Below are 20,151 nucleotides of genomic sequence, written 5' to 3' on the forward strand. Positions count from 1 at the left end.
GGCACTTTTGTGTCCTGCAACGATTTAGTCGAACTGCGGGTTCTCGGTGCGGCTGCGCTTGATCTCGAAGAAGTGCGGGTTCGAGGCCAGCGCAAGTGCGCCGTCGAACATCTTCCCGGCTTCCTCGCCCCGCGGGATCCGGGTCAGCACCGGGCCGAAGAAGGCGGTGCCGTTGAAAGCGACCACGGGAGTACCGACGTCGTCACCCACCTTGTCGATGGCTTCCTGGTGCGAGGCACGCAGTTGGGTGTCGAACGTGTCGGCAGCAGCGGCGTCGGCGAGTTCTGCCGGCAGTCCAACCTCCGCGAGGGACTCCGCGATTACTGCGTCGTAGTCCTTCATGCCCTGCACGTGGATGCGGGTACCCATGGCGTCGTAGAGCTTCTTGATGTTCCCGGGGCCGTGCAGCTCGGCTGCGGCGATGATCACGCGGACCGGGCCCCAGGCCTTGTCGATGCGGGCGCGGTAGTCCTCGGGAAGGTCGCGGCCTTCGTTGAGCACGGCGAGGGACATGACGTGCCATTCTGTGCGGACGTCGCGTACCTGCTCGACTTCACCCATCCAGCGCGAGGTGACCCAGGCGAACGGGCAGGTGGGATCGAACCAGAAATCGGCAACAGCAGTATTTTCGGGCACAGGCTTACTCCTCGTTAAGAATTCGTGCGGACGGAATCATGTCCCACTTGCGCCAGCGCGCAATCAGGCTGACTTATTCCGCCGCTTCGCGATGACGTCGTGGGAAATGAGCGTCGGTTCGGCCTTTTCGGTGACAGCCTCCCGGGTGATCACCACGCGGGCGACGTCCTCGCGGCTGGGAAGGTCGAACATCACCGGCAGCAGAACTTCCTCCAGGATGGCGCGCAGGCCGCGTGCTCCCGTGCCGCGGCCCAGGGCCTGGTCGGCAATGGCGTCCAGGGCCTCCGGTTCGAAGACCAACTCAACGCCGTCGAGCTGGAACATCTTCTGGAACTGCTTGACCAGCGCGTTCTTTGGCTCGGTAAGGATCTGGATCAGGGCCTTGCGGTCAAGGTTGGAGACCGTGGTGATGACCGGGAGGCGGCCGATGAACTCGGGGATGAGGCCGAACTTCAACAGGTCCTCGGGCATAACGTCCGCGTAGGAGTCCGTGTCCTTGCTGGTCTCGTTCAGCGGAGCACCGAAACCGATACCCTTGCGGCCGGAGCGTGACCCAATGATCTCCTCGAGACCGGCGAAGGCGCCCGCCACGATGAACAGGACGTTGGTGGTGTCGATCTGGATGAATTCCTGGTGCGGGTGCTTCCGCCCGCCCTGCGGCGGAACGGAGGCAACGGTGCCTTCGAGAATCTTCAGCAGTGCCTGCTGGACCCCCTCCCCCGAAACGTCCCGGGTGATCGAGGGGTTTTCGCTCTTGCGCGAGATCTTGTCGATCTCGTCAATGTAGATGATGCCCTGTTCGGCCTTCTTGACGTCGTAGTCGGCAGCCTGGATGAGCTTGAGGAGGATGTTCTCCACGTCCTCGCCCACATAGCCGGCCTCGGTCAGGGCAGTGGCGTCAGCCACGGCGAACGGTACGTTCAGCCGGCGGGCAAGGGTCTGCGCAAGGTAGGTCTTGCCGCAGCCGGTGGGCCCAATCAACAGGATGTTGGACTTGCCAATCTCGACGTCTTCGGTGCCGACCGCATCGCTGAGGTTGGTCGTTGAACGGGTGGCGTGGCCGGACTGGATGCGCTTGTAGTGGTTGTAGACGGCGACGGCGAGGGAACGCTTCGCCGGTTCCTGTCCAATGACGTATTCCTGCAGCGAGTCGAAGATCTCCCGCGGCTTTGGCAGGACGAAGGAGTCGCCCTCGGTGGTCTCCGAAAGCTCTTCTTCAATGATCTCGTTGCAGAGTTCAATGCACTCGTCGCAGATGTAGACGCCGGGACCGGCGATCAGCTTGCGCACCTGCTTCTGGCTCTTTCCGCAGAAAGAGCACTTAAGCAGATCTGTGCTCTCACCAATGCGAGCCATAATTCAGTCCCCTTTAGATGGTCCTCGTCAGGCGGGCGCCGTGCCGAAGAAAAAACGTGCCGGAAGGAAAACCATGCCAGTCAACCATGTTCCACTCTAGGACACTTGGATGCGGTAATCAGCAATGACGGGCCCGTGGTGCGGCTTTTTACCTGCCCGCGGCACCCGGCCGTCCGGAGAAGCGCAGCCGTCCCCGTCCATGGCTGGGCGGGGACGGCTGGGATGATGCTGCTAGCTCTTGTTGATGGCCGGCGTCTTGATCTTGCGGGAGTCAAGAACCTGGTCAATCAGTCCATATTCAAGGGCGGAAGCAGCCGTGAGGATCTTGTCGCGCTCGATGTCCCGGTTGACTTCCTCGGACGTCTTGTTCGAGTGAAGGGCCAGGGTGTCCTCAAGCCACGTACGCATACGCATGACTTCAGCGGCCTGGATTTCGAGGTCGGAGGCCTGTCCGCGCTCTCCGCCGCCGAGTGCGGGCTGGTGGATCAGCACGCGGGCGTTCGGCAGGGCCAGCCGCTTGCCGGGAGTACCGGCAGCCAGCAGGACAGCAGCAGCACTTGCGGCCTGGCCCAGGCATACAGTCTGGATCTCGGGACGGATGTACTGCATGGTGTCGTAGATGGCCGTCATGGCCGTGAACGAACCGCCGGGAGAGTTGATGTACAGGGTGATGTCACGGTCCGGATCGGTGGACTCAAGGACCAGCAGCTGGGCCATGATGTCATCCGCGGACGCGTCGTCGACCTGCACGCCGAGGAAGATGATGCGGTCCTCGAAGAGCTTGGTGTACGGGTCCTGGCGCTTGAAGCCGTAGGGCGTGCGCTCTTCGAACTGCGGCAGTACGTAGCGGCTGGACGGCATCTGGGGTGCCGTGCTGCCCGGGGTTCCGAAATTGTGGTTCATTGCTTTACTCCTGAAGTCTGTGGTGCGCTGGCCGGTCGGCTGGGCTATTCCTGCTCGCCGTCCTGCTCCTGGTTGGTTCCGCCGCCGCCGGTGACGCCGCCGGCGTGAGCGGAGATCTTGTCGAAGAAGCCGTAGGCCAGGCCTTCTTCTGCGGTGAACCACTTGTCGCGGTCATTGTCCTTCAGGATCTGCTCAACAGTTTGTCCGGTCTGCTCGGCGGTGAGCTCGGCCATGACCTGCTTCATGTGCAGGATCAGTTCGGCCTGGATCCGGATGTCCGACGCGGTGCCGCCGATGCCGCCGGAAGGCTGGTGCATCAGGATGCGGGCGTGGGGGGTGGCATAGCGCTTGCCCTTGGTACCGGAGGACAGCAGGAACTGGCCCATGGAGGCGGCCAGGCCCGTGGCAACGGTGACAACGTCGTTCGGGATGAACTGCATGGTGTCGTAGATCGCCATGCCGGCTGTCACGGATCCGCCGGGAGAGTTGATGTAAAGGAAGATGTCCTTCTCCGGGTCCTCAGCGGAGAGGAGGAGGAGCTGGGAGCAGATTGCATTGGCGTTATCGTCCCGGACTTCCGAGCCGAGCCAGATGATCCGTTCCTTCAGCAGCCGGTTGTAGATGTAGTCATCCCGGCTGGCCGGGTCCACAGTAGCCATAGTGGGTGTGCTGGGTGCATTTGCCATACTGAGTGACCTCTCGCTCTGGCGGAGAGGGTCTGGTTGGGTGCCTTTGATGCACCGCCCCAGCTCCCGCCGTTTATCTCTTCTTGGACACTAACCGTTCCCGCCAGTCTTTTGCTCCCGTTACGCGCGCTGTTCGCTGACGGCGCACGTTGCCCGGGCGCGGAGTCCAGCGCGCTGAATGCGCTGCCGACCGGCGCCTTAACGGGTGAAGCACCGCAGCATGCTGCGGTGCTTCACCCGGCTGCTGCCCGGGACCCATCCCTGGCAGCTAAGGACTAAGCCTTGTCTTCGCTTGCCTCTTCGGCGGTTTCAGCTGCTGCTTCTTCGCCTTCGGGGCGCACGAATGCGGTGAGGTCAACCTCAGCGCCGGTAGTGTCGGTGACCTTCGCCAGTTCCAGCACCTTGGCAAGGGCCTTGCGGCGGCGGACTTCGCCAACCATCATCGGAACCTGGCCACCCTGGTCGATCAGCTGGGCGAACTGGTTCGGGTCCATGCCGTACTGGCCGGCCATGGAAACGATGTAGTCGATGAGCTCGTTCTGGTTGACGCCGACTTCTTCCTTGTCAGCGACAGCGTCGAGGATGATCTCGTTCTTGAACGCCTGCTCGGTGTTCTCACGGATTTCCGCGCGGTGCTCTTCGGTGTCGTGGTCCTCACCGGCTGCGTGTGCCGAGTCGGAGTTGAAGTGCTGCTCGAGCTGCTCTTCGATGACGGACTCCGGAACCGGAACCTCGATCATTTCGAGGAGCTTCTCAAGGACCTTGTCGCGGGCTTCTACGCCCTGCTCCATGACCTTTGCTTCAGCAGCGCGCTTAGCCAGGTCTTCACGCAGTTCAGCGATGGTGTCGAATTCGCTGGCCAGCTGGGCGAAGTCGTCGTTGGCTTCGGGGAGCTCGCGCTCCTTGACGGCCTTGACGGTGACGGTGACCTCGGCGTCGGCACCTGCGTGCTCACCGCCGGCCAGCTTCGTGGTGAAGGTGGCGGACTCGTCGGTGGACAGGCCGGTAACGGCTTCGTCCATTCCTTCGAGCATGGTTCCGGCGCCTACCTGGTAGGACAGGTCCGAGGCGGAGTCGACCTCTTCGCCGTCAACCTTGGCAACCAGGTCCATGGTGAGGAAGTCGTTCTCGGCTGCGGGACGGTCAACGCTCTTCAGGGTGCCGAAGCGGCCGCGCAGCTCGTCGAGGGCCTTCTCGATGTCCGTGTCGCCGGCTTCGGCGGGCTCAACGGTGACCTCGATGCCGGCGTAATCCGGGAGCTCGATTTCGGGGCGGATGTCCAGCTCAACGTTGAAGACCAGCTGGCCTTCGTCGGAGGTCGGGTCCGGAACTTCGCTGATTTCAACCTCGGGACGGCTCAGCGGACGGATTCCCGTTTCCTGGACCGCAGCCTGGTAAAAACCGTTCAGGCCATCATTGATGGCGGTTTCGAGGACGTAGCCGCGGCCAACGCGCTGATCGATGAGCTTGTTGGGGACCTTGCCCTTGCGGAAGCCCGGGACCTGCACCTGGGTGGCGATGGTCTTGTAGGCCTCGTCGATGCTCGGCTTCAATTCCTCAAGCGGAACTTCTACGTTGAGCTTTACCCGCGTGGGTGTGAGGTTTTCTACAGCGCTCTTCACAGCGTTAGTTCTCCTGAGGGTTCTGGGGTTGGTCTGCACCGTCGTTTATACAGAGTCGGGGTGACAGGATTTGAACCTGCGACTTCCTGCTCCCAAAGCAGGCGCTCTTCCAAGCTGAGCTACACCCCGTCAGTGCACCTGACAGCCTACCGGCATTGACTTCCACATGCACAATTCCGAGGCGCCGAGACCCTGCCGGGTTCCTGCAAACGGAAGGGAAGCCGCCGATTGTTCATCCGCCGAATTACCGTGCTAAGGTAAATCCTGCCTTACGGCGCCGGGGATGTAGCTCAATGGTAGAGCCTCAGTCTTCCAAACTGATTACGCGGGTTCGATTCCCGTCATCCCCTCCACGGAAATATTTCGAAAAAGGCCCCGGCCCACCACGCGAAACCAACGGTTTCGACAGGTGGACCGGGGCCTTTTTCGTGCCGTATGTGTGTGCCGGCTAGTCGGCCTGGCAGGACGGGCACCAGTAGAGTTTCCGGGCTGCCATCTCCGTCAAGGCGATTTCCGTGCCGCAGATGCGGCAGGGCAGGCCCTGGCGCTTGTACACATAGTGGGCGTCCGAGACCGGCACCGGTTCGGTTTGGCCGCTCCGATGCTCCGCAAGCGTCGTCACAATGCGGCCCTGGACGACGCCGTCGAACATGACGGCCACGACGTCGTTCCACAGTTCACGTGCCTGTTCCGGCCGCAGCCGGCTGCCGGCCTGCCAGGGTGAGATCCGCTGCCGGAAGAGCACCTCCGCCCGGTAGACGTTCCCTACACCCGCCAGCACTTCCTGGTTCATCAGCAGTGCCGCCACGGGAGACCCGCGCTTGCCCAGCCGGCGGGCGAAGTCCTCCGCGCCGTCCTGGTCCTGCCGGAGCGGATCCGGACCCAGGCGTTCCAGTACCAGCCGCCGCTCTGCGTCCGTGATGACTTCGCAGGCCGTTGGTCCCCGCAGGTCCGCCCAGCCGTGCGCTGACACCAGCCGGACGCGGACAGCACCTTTGGGCGGCGGCGGACCGGTGTAGGTTCCGCCGCCGTCGTCGGGAGCCTCCTGCTCCCCCACCCGGCGCGGCGCGCCGATGCTGGAGGCGCCGCGGAACGAATCGTCACCGCCAAAATCGAATGCTCCGTACAGGCCCAGGTGGATCCGCAGGAACAGTTCGTTATCGAACTCCAGGAAGAGCTGCTTCCCGTGTGCCTGCGCCCCCGTCAGGACGTGGCCGTCCAGCTGCGCGGCACCGGCGGCGAACCGGCCCTGGGGACTGGAGACGGCCAGCGCCTGCCCGGCGAACACGGACGTGAACTGCCGGGCAAGGCGATGGATTGAATGCCCTTCAGGCATTAGCGGGCCGCGATGGAGCCGCTGGCCTCATATTCTGCGATCTGCGCAATCCGGCGCACGTGCCGCTCGGCACCGCTGAACGGCTCGGAGAGGAACGCGTCGATGATTTCCGTTGCCTCCTCGAGGGAATGCTGCCGTCCGCCGACTGCGACGACGTTGGCGTCGTTGTGCTGGCGTGCCAGCCGGGCGGTGTCCAGATTCCAGGCCAGGGCAGCGCGGATGCCGCGGACCTTGTTGGCCGCGATCTGCTCGCCGTTGCCGGAGCCTCCCAGGACGATGCCCAGTGCGTCGGTTCCGGCCTGCTGGTCAGCGGCCACCGCCTTGGCTGCGTCGATGCAGAACCCGGGGTAGTCATCCTCGGCGTCGTACTCCTTGGGCCCGTGATCCACGACCTCGTAGCCGTTGGCGGCGAGGTGTTCCTGCAGGTGGGCGCTGAGTTCAAGTCCGGCGTGGTCGGTGGCGATGTGGACGCGCATGATTTCCATTCATTGGTATGGGGTGGTTCAACTGCCAAGCAACAGCTTAACTTTTTTGGTGCTTCAGCCCCCAAACGTGTAACGCTAAGCGCAAGTCTGCCGATAGCAGGGACTGCAAGTGGTTTCGCTGGGAACGGGTCTCGTCCGTCGGCAGGTCCGGCATTGGAGGGTTCCCGGCGGAACCACGCCACTGCCCCGCGCCGTTTTAGAGCTATGCAAGGATTCACCATTGAAAACCGGAAAACTCGCCCTTCTGGCAACGCTGACGGCGGCCCTGGTCTTTGGCGGCCTTGCGCCTGCAGGCGCAGTGAGTACGGACCCGGCCGTTTCCCCGCAGCAGGCCCCCGGCGCAGGCCAAGAGGCGGAATCCCCCGCTGCCCCAGCAGAGTCCGCCGCTGAGGCCCAGCTCGGCGGCACAGCGGGCACGCTTCCCGAGACACCTGCCGCTCAAACGGAGGAGCCCGAGGACACGCATTCCCCTTCGGAAGAGCTGGCTCCCGAAGACAGCGGCTACGTACCGGTTGGCAAGGGCCATATTGTTCCCGGCCCGGACACACCGCTCATCACCGAACCCGATGGCAGCGTCAGGTCCGCGGTAGATACCGGGCACGAAGAGGTCCCGGCTGCCTTTGCCATGGGGGGCGCAGCCAGTATGGCACCGGCTGCCGCGCGGGCGGGAGACATCAAGGTCACCCTGGTAAGGGCATCGGTCGAGGGCAACCGCAGCTTGGTCAACATGGATTCGGCGAGGCAGTCCATTGCCAATTCCAGTGCGTACTGGAAGGCCATGTCCAACAACCGCCTGTCGATGTCCGTCTACGGAACGCTGGACCACTACAGCGCCGCACGAAGCACCGACGACTACGCGACGATGATGAACACTATCGCCAGGGAAATCCAGTGGAGGGACAGCCCCTACACCGCGCTCGTAGTCTTCGTGCCGACTCCGGACCTTCGTTCGGGAGGCTACGGCGGCATCCTCGGCGGCGGGTGGACCGTTGGAGGCACCGCCGGCAGGATCCTGATGCCCGCGCCCTCCTCCTTTACCAACAACGTGGTGACCCACGAGTTCGGCCACCTGCTGGGCCTGCTGCACGCGAACAGCCTCCAGTGCACCAACGGGCGCACCGACGTCGGTTCATCTGTCGCAGACAGGTGGAACGACGGCGCGTGCACCAGCCGGGAGTACGGTGACACAGCCGACCTGATGGGTTACGCCCAATACGCCATGCCGGTCATCAACTCCCTTTTCTGGGATCGGGGCGCCTTCGGCCGCGGCGATGAGGTCTACGACGCTGGGCGGCCCAGCGGGCTGTCAACGTTCACCCTTAGGCCCTGGGCCGGCACGTCCGCACACCGGGCATTGAAGTTCACCGACTCTTCGGGGGAAACCTACTACCTCGAACTGCGGCTTCCGGTCGCGAACGATGTAGTCACCGCCGTTGGAGGCAACAGGGGCGTCAAAATAGTCAAGGCAGACCTGGCGAACACGTGGGCGCTCAATTCCGTGGTGATCGGCCCCAGCACCCGCCCCTTTGCCGGCTATACCAACCCCAACAGTGCCTGGCAGGCAGGGCAGACGTTCACGACGCACACCGGCACAGTGGTTAAGGTCAACTGGATCAGCGGTGACGCTGCATCAGTAACCATCGGCACCGAGCCGTCCATTCCGTCAACGGCGGACCTGGTTGCCATTGATCCTGCCGGGGACCTGATTCTGTATCCGGCGGATTCAAGGGGTGGTTTCTCAGCAGGAAAGCGAATTGGCACCGGCTGGACCGGTGCTGTTTCGGCGCATGCAGCGGACTGGAACGGGGACGGGATCATCGATCTTGTTTCCCAGACTTCCGGCGGGCTCCTTCAGGTCTATTACGGGTACCGGGCAGGGGGGTTCAGCGGTCCGGTGACCGTCGGACAGGGATGGTCCCAGATGCGGATCTCCGTTGGCCGCTGGTCAGCAGGAGATACGCTCCCGGGCGTCGTGGCAGTAGACCCGCGCGGCCGGACGTGGTCGTACCGGAACACGTCCGGCGGTTACCTGTCTTCGGGATCAGTGATCGCATCAGACTCCGTCCCCAGGCTGTTCTCCATCGCCGACCTGAACAAGGACGGCGTTCCCGAGCTGGTGTCCATCATGGGTGACGGCACCCTGGTATCCAGGGCAAGGACCGCTTCCGGCACCCTGGGCCCGTCCGTCCAGGTGGGCGTAGGCTGGCAATCCGCCACGTCGCTGCGGTCCTCAGTCGACTTCAGCGGCAGCGGAAGCCTCGGACTCATGGCGACGTTCACGGACGGCAAGCTCGCGTACTACAACTCGAACAGCGTGGGCGGCTGGACCGGATCCTGGCCCGTTGGATCGGGGTGGTACTCCTACCGGCCGCTCGACACCCAGGGGACCGGCGGAGCGAGCGCGCCCATTACCTCCGAGGCGGACGTCATCACCCTCTCCGGAGGCAACCTTCACCGTTACGCGGCCCGCCTGAACGGCGTCCTCGTCGGGCCGGCGAAGATCGGGGAAGGTTTCTACAATGTCCAGTCCTTCCACTCCACGGACTGGAACAGGGACGGCTTGCCCGATCTCCTGGTCCAGTGGAACGAAGGCACGCTTAGCGTGTACTACGGTCTGCCCACCGGCGGCTTCTCCGCCCCCCGCACCGTGGGAACGGGCTGGCAGGACATGACCATCTCCCTGGACAGGTCGGTGGGCGGTTTCCCCGGCGTGCTGGCCATGGGCTCCGACGGCAGCCTTCGCCGCTACACCAACACTGACGGAGCGTCGCCGCTGCGCGGCGGCGCGGTTGTGGGCACCGGCTGGACGGGCCTGCGGCTTCAGGTGGTCGACTGGGACGGAGACGGCATAACCGATGTGCTCGCCGTAGCCAAGAGCGGAGACATGCTCTTCTACAAGCGCTCTGCCAGCGGTGCGTTCGTCGCCGGAGGCAAGACGGTCGGAACCGGATGGGACGGTATGGATACCGTATCCGTAGGGGTCGACGTGATCGGCGACGGCAGGTGGAGCCTCGTGGCCCGTGCCGGCAACGGTGACCTGCTGAACTATCCCGTCCTAGGCAACGGCTACTGGGGCGGTGCACAGAAGCTGGGCTGGGGCTGGGGCGGTCTCCAGCTGGCCGGCTCGCGCTAAGCCCTTTCCTTTACCTGCCCCACTTGGCAGAACGGCCCCAAGTGAGAGATTGTTGCAATTGTTACTTTTGACGCCGGTGCCCTGGATACAAGGGCACCGGCGCTATCTCTCCTTCGAAAGGCTCTTCCTTGCCAGGTATGAATCTCACCCGTGCTGAAGCGCGTGAACGGGCGGAACTGATCAGTGTCGAGTCCTACGACATCAATCTGGACCTGACCCGCGGCGACGAAGTCTTCGGCAGCACCACCGTAGTGCGCTTTGGCGCACAGCCGGGAGCCTCCACCTTCATCGATGCCGTCACGTCCAAGGTGCACCGCGTTACCCTCAACGGTGTCAGCCTGGACCCGGAGGAAGTCTCCGACGGCGTCCGCATCCAGCTGCCGAATCTCGCCGCCAGCAACGAGCTGGTCGTCGAAGCCGATGCACTGTACATGAACACGGGTGAAGGCCTGCACCGGTTCGTGGACCCGGTGGACAACGAGGTTTACCTCTATTCCCAGTTCGAGGTCCCGGATTCCCGGCGGATGTTCGCCGTGTTCGAGCAGCCGGACCTGAAGGCCACGTTCCGCTTCACGGTGACGGCTCCGGAACACTGGGACGTTATCTCCAACTCCCCCACGCCTGAACCTGTCCGCGCCAGTGCGGAGGATTCCGCGGAGCCCTCGGCAACCTGGTCCTTCGAGCCCACGCCGCGGATCTCCTCCTACATCACCGCGCTGATCGCGGGCCCGTACCAGTCTGTCCGTTCCGAGCTCACCAGCTCCGACGGCCGCACCATCCCCCTGGGCGTCTTTGCCCGCAAGTCCCTCATGGAATACCTCGACGCCGAGAACATCTTTGAGCTGACCCGCCAGGGCTTCGAGTTCTACGAAGCCCAGTTCGGCACCCCGTACCCGTTCGAGAAGTACGACCAGCTCTTTGTGCCCGAGTTCAACGCCGGCGCCATGGAGAACGCCGGCGCCGTGACCTTCCTGGAAAGCTATGTTTTCCGCGGCCGCGTCCCCGACGCAACCGTTGAGCGCCGCGCCATCACCGTCCTCCACGAGCTGGCCCACATGTGGTTCGGCGACCTGGTCACCATGCGCTGGTGGAACGACCTGTGGCTGAACGAGTCCTTCGCCGAGTTCATGTCCGCCCTGGCAGCGGCCGAAGCAACCGAATTCAAGCAGGCGTGGACAACCTTCGCGTCCATGGAGAAGGCCTGGGCCTACCGCCAGGACCAGCTCCCCACCACTCACCCGATCGTCGCCGAGATCCGGGACCTGGAAGATGTCCAAGTCAACTTCGACGGCATCACCTACGCCAAGGGCGCTTCGGTCCTGAAGCAGCTGGTGGCCTGGGTTGGCCAGGACAAGTTCATGCAGGGCGTCCGCGAGTACTTCGGCAAGCATTCGTGGGGCAACACCGAACTCTCCGACCTGCTCTCCGAACTGGAAGCCGCAAGCGGCCGCGACCTCAGCCAGTGGTCTGCCCAGTGGTTGGAAACCGCCGGCGTCAACGCCCTCCGTCCGGTTATCGATTCGGACGACGACGGCGTCATCACTTCCTTCGCAGTCGCTCAGTCTGCGGTGGCCGAGTACCCGACGCTGCGCCCCCACCGGCTTGCTGTCGGTTTCTACAACACCGGCGAAGACGGCAAGCTCAGCCGCACCCACCGCGTGGAGCTGGACGTTGACGGTGAACTGACACCGGTTCCCGAGCTGGTAGGCCAGCCCCGGCCGGAGTTGATCCTGCTCAACGATGACGACCTGGCGTACGCCAAGATCCGCCTCGATGACGCTTCCTGGCGCCTCGCCACCCGGCGCCTGCGGGACATCGCCGAGTCGCTGCCGCGCACCCTCGTGTGGGCTTCGGCTTGGGACGCCACGCGCGACGGCGAGATCCCGGCACGCAACTACGTGGAACTGGTCCTGCAGAACATCGCCTCCGAATCGGACTCCTCAGTGGTTCAGGTCCTGCTGCGCCAGCTGGCAACGACGCTGACCTTCTACGTAGCACCGCAGGACCGTGAGCCCATGACGGCCGCTGCAGCTGACAGCCTCTGGGACCTGGCCCGGGCTGCGGCTCCGGGCTCCGATTCCCAGCTGCAGTTCGTGAAGGCATTTGCTGCCCACGCCCAGACTCCCGAACAGCTGGACGAGGTAGCTGCCCTGCTTTCCGGCAACCTGGTCCTGGACGGCCTGGAGGTTGGGTCGGACCTGCGCTGGGAACTGCTCACCGCACTCGTTGCCGGCGACCGGATGGGCGAGGCGGACATCGCCGCCGAGTTGGAACGGGACGCTACGGCAACCGGCCAGCTGGCCGCAGCCGGCGCCCGTGCCGCCCTGCCCTCTGCAGAAGCCAAGGCCGCCGCCTGGGAAGCCATCGTGGTTCGCTCGGATCTGCCCAACGCCGCCCAGCGGGCAGCGATCGGCGGCTTCAGCCGGGTCCACGACACTGCTCTCCTGGAACCGTACGCCGAACGCTACTTCGACTCGCTGCGCGAAGTGTGGGCCACCCGCACCCACGAAATCGCACAGCAGATCGTCGTCGGCCTCTACCCGGCACGGCTGACGACCCAGGAGACGGTCGATCGGACAGACGCCTTCCTGAACTCGCTCGGCGATGAAGCGCCGGCCCTGCGCCGGCTGCTCCTTGAGAACCGCGACGGCGTTGTACGCGCGCTGAAGGCCCAGTCAGCCGACCGCTAGTCACACACCGCTTCCGTGCCGGAGCCCCGTCCCAGCTCCTGGGCGGGGTCCCGGCACGGTAGCTTAAAGCTGTGAACCTCTCAGAACACCGCTACGGCGTCGCCCTTGAATGGACCGGCAATCGGGGCACCGGAACCACCACCTACCGCGGATACGGCCGCGACCACGTGCTGCGCGCACCCGGCCTCCCGGACCTCCCCGGCACTGCGGACCCTACCTTCCACGGCGACCGGGACCGGTGGAATCCCGAACAGCTTCTGCTTTCGGCCCTGGCGCAGTGCCATATGCTCTCCTACCTCCACGTGGCCGTGAAGAACGGGATCACCGTTGTGTCCTACGAGGACGATGCCGAGGGGACCCTGCGCCTGAACCGGGACGGAAGCGGCGAATTCACTTCGGTGCTGCTTCGTCCCGTTGTCCGCGTTTCAGACGGCTCACCGGAACTGGCAACAGCCCTGCATGATGAAGCGCACAGGCTGTGCTTCATTGCCCGCAGCGTCAACTTCCCCGTGGAGCACGCGGCCCGCACCCTCGCCTGAGGGCTCCGCGGGGAAACCATTTCGCGAGCGGTCCGGCAGTAGGCTAGGTAAGACCCCTCCCCCAAAAGTTAAAGGACATCCAGCACCTGTGCAGCTAACGGCAACGACTGAAACCGCAGCCATTGAAATGAGCGAGTTCGATTTCAGCGGACTCCTTGAAGGCGGGATTATTATCCTCGCTGCCCTGGTTCTCTGGCTGGTAGCCCGCTTCCTGATTTCAAAGGTAGTAGCCCGCGCCCAGAAAGGCTCCTCCCTCCTTCGGTCCCAACGCCTTCGCTGGGCCCAGCCGGTAATGCGCAACCTGGACAATAAGAGGCGGGCACAGCGCGCGGACACCATCGGAGCCCTGCTGCGCAGCTCCGTGAGCGTGGCAATCTGGACCGTAGCGGTCATCATGGTCCTGGGCGCCATAGGCATCAATATTGCACCGCTGATCGCCAGTGTGGGCATCGTGGGCATCGCCCTGGGCTTCGGTGCCCGCGAAGTCATCCGGGATGCCCTGGCCGGTTTCTTTATCAGCATCGAAGACCAGTACGGAATCGGCGACGTGATCGAGGTGGGCTCCATTGCCGGCACCGTCCAGTCCGTTGGCATTCGCATCACCCGCCTCGTCGATGAACGCGGGGTTATCTGGTACATCCGCAACGGTGAGCTGGCTATGATCGGCAACCGGTCCCAGGGCAACTACGTCCCGCCGGCCGAACCGGCTGCAGCCACCACACAGGCAGCACAGGAAGAAGACAGTAAATGACCGAGCCATCCCTTCCCGGGCCTTCGCTGCCGCTAACGGCGTCCGGCCCCGGAACCGGTTTCAACACCCCCGCCTACAACTTCTACGAGGCCGTCGGCGGGCACGAGACGTTCGTGAAACTGGTCGATGTGTTTTACGACGGCGTCGCACAGGATCCGCTGATGCGGCCGATGTATCCGGAAGAAGACCTGGGGCCGGCCAAGGAACGCCTGCTGATGTTCCTTGAGCAGTACTGGGGTGGACCCAAAACCTATGGTGAACTGCGCGGCCATCCCCGCCTGCGCATGCGCCACATGCCGTTTGAGGTCACCCCGGCCGCGAGGGACGCATGGCTGCGCCATATGCGCGACGCTGTCGACTCGCTGTCGCTAGCCCCGCTGCACGAGGCGACGCTTTGGGACTACCTCGAGCGCGCAGCGCACTCGATGGTCAATTCGGCCTAGAACAGGACTGACGGCGGACGCACCAGCACGTGACCGGTGCTGGTGCTTAGCCGCTGCCACCGCCCGTTGCTGAACAGCGTCGCCGTTCCGGTCCGGGGCAGGAACCCCAGGGTCAGTGCCGCGAACGCTGCACCCGCGGGAAGCCGTGCGTCCAGGCCGGCGACCGGTTCGCTCCAGATGGGTACCCGGACGTTGCTGATCATGGCAGCGCCGGGGTTTTCCGGAATCCGGGCCGCTACCTCTTTAATGCCGCGGTGTGCGGCCTGTTCCAGCAGCGCCACGTCCACATCTTCCCCGCGCTGCCATCCTGCGCGGGGAGCGCTGATCCCGGCCCAGTTTTCGGAGACCGTCACCGGCGGGACCGGAAGCTCCGTCCCGCCGTCGTCCAGCCGTGCCAGGCGGTCCGCTACGGCGGACAGCTGGACCGTTGTGTCCAGCTCCGCAGGTGCCGCCAGCAGCATTGCCCGCATACCGATCACCGTCGGCATGGGTTCCCCCAGTACCCGCGGGCGCAGCACACAGACGTATGCCGCGAGGACGCCGCCAACCGCCTGCAGCCGGACCGCACCGTCATCAGCGCTGCGTGCCCGGGAAACGAAATTACGCAGGTCCGCAGTTACCTGGGAATCAGCGAGAACAAGGCTGGATGCCTGGGTCATTTGGCAGCCCCCGCGGCGGCACGCCGGAACGGTACGTCCCCGCCGGCCCAACCCTCCAGGATCTCCCGCTGCCGCTCCGAGAGCGGAACCGGACGTCCGTTTTCCTGCCCCACCATGACCATTGCCGCTTCCGCTACGGCGTAAATGGTTCCGTCTTCGTCAGTCAGCCGGAAACCGTAGGAGAAACTGGAACGGCCCAGGGCACTGACCCAGATCTCTATCCACACCGGGTCTGGACGGTAGACCAGCGGGGTCAGATACTCGATTTCCTGCCGCGCTACCAGGGTGCTGCCCGTTTCCCGGGTCACCGACCGGAAGGTCTCCGCGTCGTCCCCACCGCCGGCGCTGCCCGCCGATCCAGGCAGGGGAACCAGGGACAGCCGTACCCTCGCCTCTTCCAGGAACTGCACGTAGCGGACGTTGTTGACGTGGCCGTTTGAATCCTCGTCGCCGAAGCGCAGCTGGATGGGAAAGCGGTTAACAGGCATGCTTCCCATCTTCGCAGGAGAAACACTCCGGAGGCGAAAGCCCCCGTGGCGCCGGCCTTCGGTAAGTGTGACGTTCGTCCGGCACAGCCCGGGGTGCAGCCCAAATGTTTGGGCTAGCCAGCGCGTACGTCTAATCTCGGAATTGGCCCGCAGTCCGCTGCGAACCGCGCTTAATGCATTCCGCCCGCTAGGAGACAGACCCACATGGCACCTGCCGAAGACTTTGACCCCACCGCAGCACTGATCGATCTGCTCGATCTCAGCGACGCCGGAGGGGCTAAGACCGACGAAGACATCTTCGTCGGCGGCTCCCAGCACGAACCGCGCAAGAGGGTCTTCGGCGGACAGGTCCTGGGCCAGTCTCTGGTAGCGGCTGCCCGCACCGTCTCCTCCGACCGGCTCATGCATTCGATGCACGGTTACTTCCTGCGTCCGGGCGACACCGAGGTGCCCATCACCTTCGGCGTCGAGCGCCTCCGCGACGGCCGGTCGTTCTCCGCCCGGCGGACGCATGCTTACCAGAACGGCGTGCCGATCCTTTCCCTGATCGCCTCTTTCCAAATTCCCGATGAAGGCCTGGACCACCAGGAGCCAATGCCCGGAGGCATCCCGGATCCTGAGTCGCTTCCCACCACCGCCGAGCTTCTGTCGGGGTTCGACCACCCCGTGGCCAAGGCGTGGTCCTACTACCGACCAATGGACATCCGCCATGTTTCCCAGCCGGTCTACTTTGAGTCCGACCCCGTGCGCACTGCCCGCAATGCGGTCTGGATGAAGACCTTCGGCCCCATGCCGGATGACCAGAACCTTCACCGTGCGGCCCTGGCCTACGCCACCGACTACACCATCCTGGAACCAGTCCTGCGCCGGCACGGAATCTCCTGGGCCACACCCGGCATGTCCGTCGCCAGCCTGGATCACGCCATGTGGTGGCACCGGCCGCTGCGCGTGGATGAATGGCTGCTTTACGTCCAGGAATCCCCCAGTGCCTCCGGGGCCCGCGGCCTGTCCTCGGGACGGATCTTCAACCGCAGCGGCGAACTCGTGGCAACCATCGCCCAGGAAGGCATGCTGCGCCTGCCGGACCTTTCCGCAGCCGGCTAGCAGCCCGCAACCAGCCAGAGCTCCCCCGCTGCGTCCCGTCTTCCTGCAACACAAAAGCGATANNTTTTGTGTGTAACCGGAGGCTCGGAACCGCGGACTAGTCGCGGGTCAGCCGGCGGTGCGTTACGCGGTGCGGCTTGGCCGCATCGGCACCAAGGCGCTCAACCTTGTTCTGTTCGTAGGCTTCGAAGTTGCCTTCGAACCAGTACCAGTTCGACGGGTTCTCGTCGGTGCCCTCCCACGCGAGGATGTGGGTGGCGACCCGGTCCAGGAACCAGCGGTCGTGCGAGACCACAACGGCACAGCCGGGGAATTCGAGCAGCGCGTTCTCGAGGCTGGACAGCGTTTCCACGTCGAGGTCGTTAGTGGGCTCATCGAGCAGAAGCAGGTTTCCGCCCTGTTTCAGCGTCATGGCCAGGTTCAGGCGGTTGCGTTCACCACCGGAAAGCACGCCGGCCTTCTTCTGCTGGTCCGGGCCCTTGAACCCGAAGGCGGACACGTAGGCGCGGGACGGCATTTCCACCTGGCCCACCTGGATGAAGTCGTGTCCGTCGGAGACGACTTCCCACAGGGTCTTGTTCGGATCAATGCCGCCGCGGGACTGGTCAACGTAGGAAATCTTGACCGACTCACCGATCTTCAGCTCGCCGCCGTCCAGCGGTTCAAGCCCGACGATGGTCTTGAACAGCGTGGACTTTCCGACGCCGTTCGGGCCAATCACACCGACGATACCGTTCCGGGGAAGGGAGAAGGACAGACCGTCGATCAGTTTGCGGTCGCCGAAGCCCTTCTCCAGGTCCTTGGCTTCAAGCACCAGGGAACCAAGCCGCGGTCCCGGCGGGATCTGGATCTCTTCGAAGTCCAGCTTGCGGGTGCGCTCTGCCTCCGCTGCCATTTCCTCGTAGCGGGCCAGACGGGCCTTGGACTTGGTCTGGCGGCCCTTGGCGTTTGAACGGACCCAGTCGAGTTCGTCGGCAAGGCGCTTGGCCAGCTTCTGGTCCTTCTTGCCCTGGACTTCGAGACGGGCACGCTTCTTCTCGAGGTAGGTCGAGTAGTTGCCCTCGTACGGGTAAAGGTGTCCGCGGTCCACTTCGGCGATCCACTCGGCCACGTGGTCGAGGAAGTAGCGGTCGTGGGTCACGGCCAGTACGGCACCGTGGTACGAGGAGAGGTGCTGTTCCAGCCAGAGGACGCTTTCGGCGTCGAGGTGGTTGGTGGGCTCATCGAGCAGCAGCAGGTCCGGCTTCTGCAGCAGCAGCTTACAGAGGGCAACCCGGCGGCGCTCACCACCGGAAAGAACGGTGACGTCGGCGTCCGGCGGCGGGCAGCGCAATGCGTCCATCGCCTGTTCGAGCTGGGAATCGATGTCCCATGCATCGGCCGCGTCGATCGCTTCCTGCAGCTTGCCCATCTCTTCGAGCAGCGCGTCGAAATCCGCGTCCGGCTGGGCCATCTCCTCGGAGATCTCATTGAAGCGCTGGATCTTCGCGTAGATCTCCCCGACGCCTTCCTGGACGTTGCCCAGGACGGTCTTCTCTTCGTTCAGGGGCGGCTCCTGCAGGAGGATGCCGACGGTGTATCCGGGGCTGAGCCTGGCTTCGCCGTTGGACGGGGTGTCCAGGCCGGCCATGATCTTCAGGATGGTGGACTTACCCGCACCGTTTGGCCCCACCACGCCGATCTTGGCGCCGGGGTAGAAGGACATACTTACGTCGTCGAGGATAACCTTGTCGCCAACGGCCTTTCGGGCCTTGGTCATTGTGTAGATAAATTCCGCCATGATCTCAGGCTAGTGCGTAGACGCCACTAAGTGCCATTTTGGGCGGTGCCGGGAAGCAAGCGGCTTAATCCGGTCCGGATCCCAGGCCGGATTAAGCGGTGTCCTAGCGGTCGTCGCCCAGCAGGCACTGGCCGTTGCTGAGGGCAGGCACCGTAGTCACGGAGAGTTTCCCGCTTCGAATCTCCCCTATGAGGCAGTCCGTGCCATCAGGCGCAGCGGAGACGATGGCGTCAACGGCCAAACCGGTTGGCGTGCCGTCCTGGGACACCTCCACTGCTTCGGCGCTGAATCCGGCACTGACCCAGGCCGCACGCACGGCGTCGCGGGAGGGCGCGGGATTCTCCGCGATCAGTTCATTCAATGCCGTCTGTGCCGCTTGGAACCGGGCCGGCATCAGCGGCGCTTCTTCCGACGGGACACCTGTTCCGGCGCTTACGGAGGAATCCGCCGGCTGTGCCTGGCTGCTATCGGCACCGGTACAGCCGGAAAGGCTTGCCGCCAGCGCTGCCGCTGCGGCCAGGCCTGCCCACTGGAGCCGCTTTGCATTCAACCCTTCCGCTGCCATCATGCTGACATTGTGCCACGCAGCGTTCGGGAGTCAGTATGCTGCCGGCTCCGCTTCGGCCGGCCGGGCGCCCTCGAACTCCTCGCTAAGGTCTGCCATCCCGCTGCCCGCGAATTCCCCCTCCGCGCCCAGCAGTTCACCGGTCGACGGATCAACGTCCGCTTCAAACGCGCCTTCACGTCCTTCTCCGGCTTCAGCAAGGCCCGTTCCGTCGCCGGCACCGCGCAGCGGCGCCCTCTCAGCGGTATTCCGGCGGAAGTTTGCCGTTCCCCACATAAGGTCGTGCCCAACTGCATCGGCGTCAATGTCTACTGTGGTGCCGCTTCGTCCAGCGTCCGTGGCCCACTGCCGCACCCGCAGCCTGCCCGTGACGATGACCCGGTCCCCCTTGTGGATGCTCACGCCGGCATTCGTGGCCAGCTGCCGGAACATCGATACCGAATACCAGTTGGTGTGGCCGTCCTGCCACAGGCCGGCTTCCCGGTCGAAGCGGCGCTCAGTGGTGCACATCCGGAAACCAGCGATCGCCAGTCCGCTGTCCGCCGTAGTGGTGCGCACCTCCGTTGCCACAAACCCCCGGAGGGTGATGTTGTCAGTCATCGCTCTGCCCTTCTGCTGCCGTTCGGTGCCGGCGGTTGGCCGGTTTCCCCAGTCTGGCCGCCCGGGCGGACGCGGGGGCTCGCCCGAAAGGGACGGTGGACAGGAAGAACCGGTTCGTTGACCTGACGGCTGTGTGGAGGGGAAGACGCCCTGAGACACGAGGCCCGCAGCAAGCAGAAAGCCTCCAGGCACATCTGTCCTGGAGGCTTCGGCGGTTGGTGCCCCCGGCGCGACTCGAACGCGCAACCTACGGATTAGAAGGCCGTTGCTCTATCCATTGAGCTACGGGGGCAGACCAATAGATGATACTACGTACCGGCAGGGCGCCCCCGTACCGAAACAGCCGCACTGGCCTGCAGGAACAGACGGATCAGG

18 protein-coding genes and 3 tRNA genes are annotated in these 20,151 nt (G+C 64.3%); 7 read left to right on the forward strand and 14 right to left on the reverse strand.

Going from position 1 to position 20,151, the window contains the following annotated elements; all coding sequences use genetic code 11:
• Nucleotides 1–24: 24 nt before the first annotated feature.
• The 6 genes from ABFX29_RS02515 to ABFX29_RS02540 all read right to left on the reverse strand — a co-directional run bounded on the left by ABFX29_RS02515 (nt 25) and on the right by ABFX29_RS02540 (nt 5,332).
• A complete protein-coding gene (locus tag ABFX29_RS02515) occupies nt 25–636 on the reverse strand; it encodes a mycothiol-dependent nitroreductase Rv2466c family protein (protein ID WP_152227545.1) in 612 nt (203 codons plus the stop codon).
• 63 nt (nt 637–699) lie between these two features.
• Nucleotides 700–1,992: an ATP-dependent Clp protease ATP-binding subunit ClpX gene (clpX, locus tag ABFX29_RS02520; RefSeq protein ID WP_152227543.1), complete on the reverse strand. Its 1,293-nt coding sequence runs from the start codon at nt 1,990–1,992 to the stop codon at nt 700–702.
• A 231-nt stretch (nt 1,993–2,223) separates the two neighbouring features.
• Nucleotides 2,224–2,895: an ATP-dependent Clp protease proteolytic subunit gene (locus tag ABFX29_RS02525; RefSeq protein WP_152227541.1), complete on the reverse strand. Its 672-nt coding sequence runs from the start codon at nt 2,893–2,895 to the stop codon at nt 2,224–2,226.
• 44 nt (nt 2,896–2,939) lie between these two features.
• Nucleotides 2,940–3,554, reverse strand: coding sequence for an ATP-dependent Clp protease proteolytic subunit (locus ABFX29_RS02530; RefSeq protein ID WP_152228361.1), 615 nt, complete (start codon nt 3,552–3,554; stop codon nt 2,940–2,942).
• Between the two features lie 302 nt (nt 3,555–3,856).
• Complete coding sequence (gene tig, locus ABFX29_RS02535) at nt 3,857–5,203, reverse strand: trigger factor (protein WP_152227539.1); 1,347 nt, start codon at nt 5,201–5,203, stop codon at nt 3,857–3,859.
• A 55-nt stretch (nt 5,204–5,258) separates the two neighbouring features.
• Nucleotides 5,259–5,332 (reverse strand) — tRNA-Pro (locus ABFX29_RS02540).
• Between the two features lie 150 nt (nt 5,333–5,482).
• On the opposite strand from ABFX29_RS02540, the gene ABFX29_RS02545 reads away from it, so the two are divergent.
• Nucleotides 5,483–5,556, forward strand: a tRNA-Gly gene (locus tag ABFX29_RS02545).
• A gap of 95 nt (nt 5,557–5,651) precedes the next feature.
• Here the strand turns inward: ABFX29_RS02545 and ABFX29_RS02550 are convergent.
• On the reverse strand, nt 5,652–6,539 hold the full coding sequence (locus ABFX29_RS02550) for an Fpg/Nei family DNA glycosylase (RefSeq protein ID WP_152227537.1): 888 nt from the start codon (nt 6,537–6,539) through the stop codon (nt 5,652–5,654).
• On the reverse strand, nt 6,539–7,015 hold the full coding sequence (locus ABFX29_RS02555) for a ribose-5-phosphate isomerase (protein ID WP_152227535.1): 477 nt from the start codon (nt 7,013–7,015) through the stop codon (nt 6,539–6,541). The genes ABFX29_RS02550 and ABFX29_RS02555 overlap by 1 nt, the downstream gene beginning before the upstream one ends.
• Before the next feature lie 229 nt (nt 7,016–7,244).
• On the opposite strand from ABFX29_RS02555, the gene ABFX29_RS02560 reads away from it, so the two are divergent.
• From ABFX29_RS02560 to ABFX29_RS02580, 5 genes are all read left to right on the forward strand, one after another.
• Entirely contained in the window at nt 7,245–10,157 is a 2,913-nt protein-coding gene (locus ABFX29_RS02560) for a M43 family zinc metalloprotease (RefSeq protein ID WP_152227533.1), read from the forward strand.
• A gap of 137 nt (nt 10,158–10,294) precedes the next feature.
• The gene (gene pepN, locus ABFX29_RS02565; protein ID WP_152228358.1) at nt 10,295–12,847 is read left to right on the forward strand and encodes an aminopeptidase N; all 2,553 of its coding nucleotides are present in this window, start codon (nt 10,295–10,297) and stop codon (nt 12,845–12,847) included.
• 71 nt (nt 12,848–12,918) lie between these two features.
• Nucleotides 12,919–13,386 (forward strand): OsmC family protein, encoded by a 468-nt coding sequence (locus tag ABFX29_RS02570; protein ID WP_152227531.1) that lies wholly within the window; start codon nt 12,919–12,921, stop codon nt 13,384–13,386.
• 88 nt (nt 13,387–13,474) lie between these two features.
• A complete protein-coding gene (locus tag ABFX29_RS02575) occupies nt 13,475–14,137 on the forward strand; it encodes a mechanosensitive ion channel family protein (RefSeq protein ID WP_246167414.1) in 663 nt (220 codons plus the stop codon).
• Nucleotides 14,134–14,580: a globin gene (locus tag ABFX29_RS02580; protein ID WP_152227529.1), complete on the forward strand. Its 447-nt coding sequence runs from the start codon at nt 14,134–14,136 to the stop codon at nt 14,578–14,580. The genes ABFX29_RS02575 and ABFX29_RS02580 overlap by 4 nt, the downstream gene beginning before the upstream one ends.
• On the opposite strand, the gene ABFX29_RS02585 is transcribed toward ABFX29_RS02580, so the two are convergent.
• Entirely contained in the window at nt 14,577–15,239 is a 663-nt protein-coding gene (locus ABFX29_RS02585; RefSeq protein WP_152227527.1) for a DUF8185 domain-containing protein, read from the reverse strand. The two genes, ABFX29_RS02580 and ABFX29_RS02585, sit on opposite strands and share 4 nt — an antisense overlap.
• Complete coding sequence (locus tag ABFX29_RS02590; RefSeq protein WP_152227525.1) at nt 15,236–15,727, reverse strand: acyl-CoA thioesterase; 492 nt, start codon at nt 15,725–15,727, stop codon at nt 15,236–15,238. Before ABFX29_RS02590 ends, ABFX29_RS02585 begins: the two co-directional genes overlap by 4 nt.
• A gap of 204 nt (nt 15,728–15,931) precedes the next feature.
• Between ABFX29_RS02590 and ABFX29_RS02595 the strand changes: the two genes are divergently transcribed.
• Nucleotides 15,932–16,831 (forward strand): acyl-CoA thioesterase, encoded by a 900-nt coding sequence (locus ABFX29_RS02595; RefSeq protein ID WP_152227524.1) that lies wholly within the window; start codon nt 15,932–15,934, stop codon nt 16,829–16,831.
• 97 nt (nt 16,832–16,928) lie between these two features.
• Here ABFX29_RS02595 and ettA read toward each other — a convergent pair whose 3' ends face one another.
• The 4 genes from ettA to ABFX29_RS02615 all read right to left on the reverse strand — a co-directional run bounded on the left by ettA (nt 16,929) and on the right by ABFX29_RS02615 (nt 20,068).
• Nucleotides 16,929–18,611 carry an energy-dependent translational throttle protein EttA gene (ettA, locus tag ABFX29_RS02600; RefSeq protein ID WP_152227522.1) on the reverse strand — a complete coding sequence of 561 codons (1,683 nt, stop codon included), beginning with the start codon at nt 18,609–18,611 and terminating at the stop codon, nt 16,929–16,931.
• A gap of 103 nt (nt 18,612–18,714) precedes the next feature.
• Nucleotides 18,715–19,179 (reverse strand): DUF6993 domain-containing protein, encoded by a 465-nt coding sequence (locus tag ABFX29_RS02605; protein WP_246167412.1) that lies wholly within the window; start codon nt 19,177–19,179, stop codon nt 18,715–18,717.
• A gap of 30 nt (nt 19,180–19,209) precedes the next feature.
• Nucleotides 19,210–19,776: a single-stranded DNA-binding protein gene (gene ssb / locus ABFX29_RS02610; protein WP_152227520.1), complete on the reverse strand. Its 567-nt coding sequence runs from the start codon at nt 19,774–19,776 to the stop codon at nt 19,210–19,212.
• Between the two features lie 216 nt (nt 19,777–19,992).
• Nucleotides 19,993–20,068 (reverse strand) — tRNA-Arg (locus tag ABFX29_RS02615).
• Between the last annotated feature and the right edge of the window lie 83 nt (nt 20,069–20,151).

This window comes from Arthrobacter gandavensis, assembly GCF_039528575.1.
In the GTDB taxonomy this organism is placed as follows: Bacteria; Actinomycetota; Actinomycetes; order Actinomycetales; family Micrococcaceae; genus Arthrobacter_B; species Arthrobacter_B citreus_B.

Bases quoted from the DNA above. Each gene is read 5' to 3' on its own strand.
- ABFX29_RS02580 (WP_152227529.1), top strand. From the start codon at position 14,134: ATGACCGAGCCATCCCTTCCCGGGCCTTCGCTGCCGCTAACGGCGTCC.
- ABFX29_RS02605 (WP_246167412.1), bottom strand. From the start codon at position 19,179: ATGATGGCAGCGGAAGGGTTGAATGCAAAGCGGCTCCAGTGGGCAGGC.
- ABFX29_RS02590 (WP_152227525.1), bottom strand. From the start codon at position 15,727: ATGCCTGTTAACCGCTTTCCCATCCAGCTGCGCTTCGGCGACGAGGAT.
- ABFX29_RS02595 (WP_152227524.1), top strand. From the start codon at position 15,932: ATGGCACCTGCCGAAGACTTTGACCCCACCGCAGCACTGATCGATCTG.
- ettA (WP_152227522.1), bottom strand. From the start codon at position 18,611: ATGGCGGAATTTATCTACACAATGACCAAGGCCCGAAAGGCCGTTGGC.
- ABFX29_RS02530 (WP_152228361.1), bottom strand. From the start codon at position 3,554: ATGGCTACTGTGGACCCGGCCAGCCGGGATGACTACATCTACAACCGG.
- pepN (WP_152228358.1), top strand. From the start codon at position 10,295: ATGAATCTCACCCGTGCTGAAGCGCGTGAACGGGCGGAACTGATCAGT.
- ABFX29_RS02585 (WP_152227527.1), bottom strand. From the start codon at position 15,239: ATGACCCAGGCATCCAGCCTTGTTCTCGCTGATTCCCAGGTAACTGCG.
- ABFX29_RS02555 (WP_152227535.1), bottom strand. From the start codon at position 7,015: ATGCGCGTCCACATCGCCACCGACCACGCCGGACTTGAACTCAGCGCC.
- ABFX29_RS02525 (WP_152227541.1), bottom strand. From the start codon at position 2,895: ATGAACCACAATTTCGGAACCCCGGGCAGCACGGCACCCCAGATGCCG.
- ABFX29_RS02550 (WP_152227537.1), bottom strand. From the start codon at position 6,539: ATGCCTGAAGGGCATTCAATCCATCGCCTTGCCCGGCAGTTCACGTCC.
- ssb (WP_152227520.1), bottom strand. From the start codon at position 19,776: ATGACTGACAACATCACCCTCCGGGGGTTTGTGGCAACGGAGGTGCGC.
- clpX (WP_152227543.1), bottom strand. From the start codon at position 1,992: ATGGCTCGCATTGGTGAGAGCACAGATCTGCTTAAGTGCTCTTTCTGC.